Annotated in this window: 7 protein-coding genes; 4 read left to right on the top strand and 3 right to left on the bottom strand. The window is 31.0% G+C overall.

The window, feature by feature from the left end; translation table 11 throughout:
- Positions 1–48: 48 nt before the first annotated feature.
- The 4 genes from ACMOUI_RS07510 (at position 49) to ACMOUI_RS07525 (ending at position 5,171) form a co-directional block, all read left to right on the top strand.
- Complete coding sequence (locus ACMOUI_RS07510; protein WP_418965112.1) at positions 49–1,173, top strand: ABC transporter ATP-binding protein; 1,125 nt, start codon at positions 49–51, stop codon at positions 1,171–1,173.
- A gap of 128 nt (positions 1,174–1,301) precedes the next feature.
- The gene (locus tag ACMOUI_RS07515) at positions 1,302–3,050 is read left to right on the top strand and encodes a bifunctional metallophosphatase/5'-nucleotidase (RefSeq protein ID WP_418965113.1); all 1,749 of its coding nucleotides are present in this window, start codon (positions 1,302–1,304) and stop codon (positions 3,048–3,050) included.
- A gap of 102 nt (positions 3,051–3,152) precedes the next feature.
- A complete protein-coding gene (locus tag ACMOUI_RS07520) occupies positions 3,153–4,637 on the top strand; it encodes a bifunctional metallophosphatase/5'-nucleotidase (protein ID WP_418965114.1) in 1,485 nt (494 codons plus the stop codon).
- Between the two features lie 81 nt (positions 4,638–4,718).
- On the top strand, positions 4,719–5,171 hold the full coding sequence (locus ACMOUI_RS07525; protein WP_418965115.1) for a TSCPD domain-containing protein: 453 nt from the start codon (positions 4,719–4,721) through the stop codon (positions 5,169–5,171).
- Between the two features lie 17 nt (positions 5,172–5,188).
- Here the strand turns inward: ACMOUI_RS07525 and ACMOUI_RS07530 are convergent, their stop codons facing one another.
- The 3 genes from ACMOUI_RS07530 to ACMOUI_RS07540 are packed head-to-tail and all read right to left on the bottom strand — an operon-like array spanning position 5,189 to position 5,951.
- Complete coding sequence (locus ACMOUI_RS07530; RefSeq protein WP_418965116.1) at positions 5,189–5,365, bottom strand: hypothetical protein; 177 nt, start codon at positions 5,363–5,365, stop codon at positions 5,189–5,191.
- Positions 5,366–5,377: 12 nt separating this feature from the next.
- Entirely contained in the window at positions 5,378–5,824 is a 447-nt protein-coding gene (locus tag ACMOUI_RS07535; RefSeq protein WP_418965117.1) for an Rpn family recombination-promoting nuclease/putative transposase, read from the bottom strand.
- Positions 5,817–5,951, bottom strand: coding sequence for a PD-(D/E)XK nuclease family transposase (locus ACMOUI_RS07540; protein WP_418965118.1), 135 nt, complete (start codon positions 5,949–5,951; stop codon positions 5,817–5,819). Before ACMOUI_RS07540 ends, ACMOUI_RS07535 begins: the two co-directional genes overlap by 8 nt.
- Between the last annotated feature and the right edge of the window lie 111 nt (positions 5,952–6,062).

Consider the following 6,062-nt stretch of genomic DNA (forward strand, 5'->3'; position numbering starts at 1 on the left):
CTATATAATAACCTCAGATTTAGTAAAAAACAAGGAGGAAGAATTAATATGGCAGAAGTAGTACTAAGAAAAGTAGAGAAACAATACCCTAATGGATTTAAGGCAGTTCATGGAATTGATCTTAATATTAAAGATGGAGAGTTCATGGTATTCGTAGGACCATCAGGTTGTGCAAAATCGACAACTCTAAGAATGGTTGCAGGATTAGAAGAGATTACAGGTGGAGAGATCTATATAGGAGATAAGCTAGTTAATGACTTACCTCCAAAAGATAGAGGAATTGCAATGGTTTTCCAAAACTATGCACTTTATCCACATATGACTGTTTATGACAATATGGCATTTGGATTAAAAATGGCAAAAGTTCCTAAAAATGAGATTGATAAGAGAGTTAAAGAAGCTGCAGAAAAGCTTGAAATCACAGATCTTTTAGATAGAAAACCAAAGGAGATGTCTGGAGGACAAAGACAGAGGGTTGCAGTTGGAAGAGCTATTGTTAGAAAGCCTGAGGTTTTCTTATTTGATGAGCCTTTATCAAACTTAGATGCAAAACTTAGAGTATCTATGAGAGTAAGAATAACTCAACTTCATAAACAATTGAAAGAAGAGGGACAAAATGCAACAATGATCTATGTAACTCATGACCAAGTTGAAGCAATGACAATGGGAGATAGAATTTGTGTGTTAAATTATGGAAAGATTATGCAAGTAGACACACCTTTAAATCTATATAATACACCGGCAAACAAATTTGTAGCTGGATTTATAGGATCACCTGCAATGAATATAGTAAAGGCATCTTTAGTTTCAGAAGGGGATAAAACTTTTGTAAAATTAGCAAATGGGGACAGATTAGAGTTACCAAAAGAGAAAGCTGATAAAGTTAAAGGGCATGTAGGAAAAGAGGTTTGGTTTGGAATAAGACCAGAAAATGTAGGAAATAAAAATACTGCAAAAGCTGGAGATTCATCATTGGCTGGAAAAGTAAATATAGTAGAGCAGATGGGTAATGAGGAGTTTATCTATTTCTTTGTAGGAGATACACAGTATACAGCAAGAATTCCAGCAGAAAAATCAACTGGTGCAAGTTTTAATCAACAGGAAAATTTCTATTTTGAAATGGATAAGTGCCATCTATTTGATATAGAAACAGAAAAAAATATAACTATTTAATTGAGTATATAAAAAAAAGAGGCTATTTGCCTCTTTTTTCATTGTTTTTTCAATAAAAACTTGCTTCTATTCAAAAAAAGAATTAAAATAATGTTAATCTGTATTAAACAAAATCAGGAGGAGATTAAATGAGATTAAAAAATGTGATGCTTATAGGAACGTTAACAACCTCTTTTCTATTGGCAAAAGAGGTAGATATAAAGATAATATCTAGCTCAGATGTTCATGGAAGAGTTATTCCTTGGGAATATTCTGGAGATTCATATGTTTCAGGAAGTTTTAGCCAGATAGATACATATGTAACTAAGGAAAAAAAAGGAAATAATAACATTATCTTAGTAGATGTTGGAGATGCTATTCAAGATAACTCTGTGGAAAAATTTTCAAAGGTTTTTCCAAATCCTGTTGCAAAGGTTATGAATGCAATGGAGTATGATATATTTGTGCCTGGAAACCATGAATTTAATTTTGGTATAGATGTGTTATCAAAATATACACAAGACCTTAAAAGTAAATCGTTAGCATCAAACCTTTTCTATAAGAAAGATGGAAAAGAGTTTTTAGAGGGAGCAACAATAGTAGAAAAAGATGGTATTAAAGTTGGATTTATAGGTGTCACAACTCCTCTTATCACTAAATTTGAAGCGGATACGGGAAATGTTGAGGAGTTAGAGGTAATAGATTCTATTCCTGCAATAAAAGTACAGGTTGAAAAATTAAAAGGGAAAGTGGACGCTATAGTTTTAGTAGCTCATATGGGATATGACAATGAGAATGGAATACCTGGAAGTGGAGTAAAAGATATTGCAAATGCTATTCCTGAAATAGATGTTATTTTATCTGGGCATGCTCATAAAGAGATTTCAAGTAAAATAGAGAATGGAGTAATAATTACTGCACCATACAAATATGGACAAAATTTATCTATAGTTGGTTTAAAATTTGATACTGATAAAAAATTAAAACTTGTATCAAAAGAGGCAAAAACTGTTTCATTAAAAGGGGTTGAAAATAGTGAAAGAGTGGATAAGATATATATGCCTTATCATGAAAAATTGAGAGAGGAAGCCAATATAGTTATAGGAAAAGCAACTAATCCTCTTGTACCTAAGGATAAAGTAAAAGGTATTCCTAGTATATATGTAGAGGATACAGGACTTGCTACTTTTTTACATAATGTTATGTTAAATTATAGTGATGCACAAGTTGTTGCACTATCTCTGGATAGAGATGACTCTAAATGGGAAGCTGGAGAGGTAAAGAAAAAAGATATTGCCTATAATTATCGTTATACTGGAGGAGAGATAACTGTTTATGAGTTTACAGGAAAAGATTTAAAAAAATATATGGAGTGGTCTGCTCAGTACTTTAATACTTTAAAGCCAGGAGATTTAACTATAAGTTTTGATTTAGATAGAAGATCTTTTAAATATAGCTTATATGATCAATTTGGAGGAGTTAAGTATAAGATTGATTTAAGAGAGGAAAAAGGAAACAGAATAAAAGATTTAAAATTAATGGATGGAACTCCTATAACAGATGATATGAAGATTAAAGTTGGAATGAACTCATATAGATTTGATATGTTGGCTAAAAAAGGTGAAATTTTTGAAAATAGAAATATACCTATTTTATGGGATTCTAAAACAGAGTATGGGAAAGCTGAGGGAACTATTCAACAGCTAGCTATGAAATATATCCAGGAGAAAAAGGTTATAGATGGATTGCCAGATAACAATTGGGAGATTATAGGATTACCGCAAGATAAAAATCAAACTATTGCGGTTGAACTTATAAACAGCGGGAAATTAAGCTTACCTCAAGAGGGAAGAGCAACAAATATAAGATCAATAACTGTGAAAGATATAGAAAAATAAGTAAAAAAGTCATAGAGAAATCTATGACTTTTTTGCTTTGAGATGGTTAGATATGATATAATAGTTCAACTTTAAAATTATATATTATATTGGAGGGGTATTTTGAAAAAATTTTTAATTAATTTTTTGTTTTTTTCATCATTAGTTGTCGCTCAAGAAAAAGCGACACTATTATATTTTAATGATTCTCATGTGATTTATCCAGTTGTGGATAAACATGGGGAAAGAGGTGGAGTTGCCAGAGCTAAAACTATAGTAGACTCTATAAAAAAAGGAAATAAAAATACTGTGGTACTCCAAGGTGGGGATCTTGGAGGTGGAGTTTTATTCGGAGCTGTTTATCATGGATTTCCAATGATTGAAGCTTTTAATAAGATGCCTATAGATATATCAAATTTCGGACAACATGAGTTTGACTTTGGAGTGACAGAAGCAAGAAATCTAATGAATAAATCTAAATTTCAATGGATAAGCAGCAATTTAAAAGAGAGTTCAGGAAAACCATTTAATGGTTCCAGTGAGTATATTGTAAAAAATATGGGAAATTTTAAAATTGGTTTTTTAGGAACTACTGATGGAATGGAAACAACAATTCAGACATCTGAGATATATCAAGAGGATATAATAAAAAGTGTTGGAGAAAACTTGGAAAAGTTAAAAGGGGAGAGAGTTGATTTTATAGTTCTTTTAACTCAATCAGAGCCAGAGTTAAATATTGAAATTTTAGAAAAATATCCTGACATAGATGCTATATTAGCGGAGGAAAAGTCTGAAAAATATAGCTATGTGACATATGTTAATGAAAAGCCAATTGTTTCTCCACAAGGAAATATGGGATCCATTGTAAAAATTGATGTATTTAAAAATAAAAAAGGAAAAATAAAGCAAACCTTGGAACTTATCCCAGTTAATAGTTCGGTTTTACCAGATAAAGAGATGTTAAAACTGGAAGAGTTCTATAAAGAGAGATTGGATAGAGATTTGGGAGTTGTTATTGCTAAGAGTAATGTAAAATTAGATTCTGGGTTTGGAGAAAATCATCATGCTAGATATGAGGAGAGCAATATTGGAAATTTAATAGCAGATGCATATAAAGAACACTTTAATACTGAGATTGCATTTATGAATGGAGGAGGGATTAGAGCAAATATTGAGGCAGGAGATTTTAGATTAAGAGATGCTATATCAATATTACCATTTTCAAATAAAATAGGAGCTTTTAAATATAGTGGAAAAACTATTGTTGAAGCATTAGAGCATGGAGTGAGTAGTGTAGATAAAAAAGCTGGAAGATTTTTACAGGTTTCAGGTTTAAAATATAGCTATAATCCAAAGGGAGATGTTGGAAATAGAGTTGAGAATGTAACAATAGATGGAAAACCAATAGAGTTGGAAAAAATATATACTGTAGCTCTTCCATTATACATAAAAAATGGTGGAGATGGATTCCAGATGTTAAAGGATTCGTTGGGTACAATAGAGATAGATTCAGAAAAAAGTATAGATTCAGATATTTTTATAGATTATGTTAAAAAAGCAAAAGTTTTAGAGCCAAAACTGGAAGGAAGAGTAGTGTTGAAACAATAAAAACTGCTATTTTTAATTTGACATATCCCAAATAATGAGCTATATACCTATATTAGTTATATTGATATGGGAGGGGAAACTATGAGAAGTAAAATGTTTTTATTGACAGGAGTTTTAGCAATCAGTGCAATGAGTAATGCTGCTGAGCCAAAAAAGGATGTAAAGTTTACAGAGGTACCATATGGAGCCTGTGCAAAAGAGATGACAGTGGAAGTTAAAGATGGTAAAATACTGTCTTTTTCAGCAGTTAGAGGTTGTCCAGGAAATCTAAATGCAATTTCAAAACTGTTACCTGGAATGGAAGTGGATAAAGTTATTGCTCTTTTAGATGATAATCCTTGTTCAGGAGCTCCAATAAAAGGGTTATCATCATGTATGGATAATTTGGTTGAAATGTTGAAATACCACGTTAATGGAGAGGGAGATGGACATACAGCAGAGCTTAGAAAAAAGCAAAGAGCACAAAAAATTGCATTTTCATATAATGGGCATGTTTGCTCAGGTTGTGGATTATGCGATTCACAATTTTCATAATAAATTTAAGAAATTAATTATAAAAAAATTGCAGATTTTCTGCAATTTTTTTGTTGTAGATTCTTTTGTTTAATATATGATAAGTCTTCAATATATTCCTCTTCAGCTATTTCCAGTGCTGATTTGATATTGAAGTATACAACTCTTAACGCTTTTTCTAAAATTAGATTGTTGTATAGTCCATATGTTATCATCTCCAGCCGCACCTAAAGACTTTTTATTTCCTCTAAAGATAAGTCTGTCTTTTCTGATATTATTTCATCTGATAATATTCCTTTTAAAGATTTGGCAATTTCTAACTTTACTTTTCTTTCTCCCTCTGTTAATCCTTGTTGAATTCCTTTTTTCAATCCTTTTTCCTCTGCTGATAGCAGTGCATTTAATCTATCATTTCTTGCATTTTCACGCATACGATAGTTCTCAGCTTCCTTTGGGTCTCTACTTATTCTTGCAAGTTCCTCTTTAGCTTCTTGTAACTCTTCAATTTTTCTCTCTAAATATATTACTTTTTCATTGTTTGGATCTTCTAAAAATCCTACCCAAACACTTAATAAATCTGATTCACCTATACTTGTTTTAGCCAGTATATCTAGTCTTGAAAAGCTACCTTCAATATACTCTCTTGTTATTTCTGTATTTTTTAGTTTAACCATCTATAATGGGGTCTTTAGGTTTTATACAAGCATTTAAAAAAGATATTAATATTCTTGGATGTTTCTCTGAACCAAAAATATTTTTAAAAACATAATCAACTTTTGGATCAAATAATTGAGTACACATACAACATCACCTCTTAATCTTTATTTTTATTATACCTTGATATGTATATAATATCAACATATTACTCCAACACTTGTACTTTTTTTATTTAGAAAATGGCATATATTAGGC

The sequence above is a fragment of the Cetobacterium sp. genome (assembly GCF_048470075.1).
GTDB lineage: Bacteria > Fusobacteriota > Fusobacteriia > Fusobacteriales > Fusobacteriaceae > Cetobacterium_A.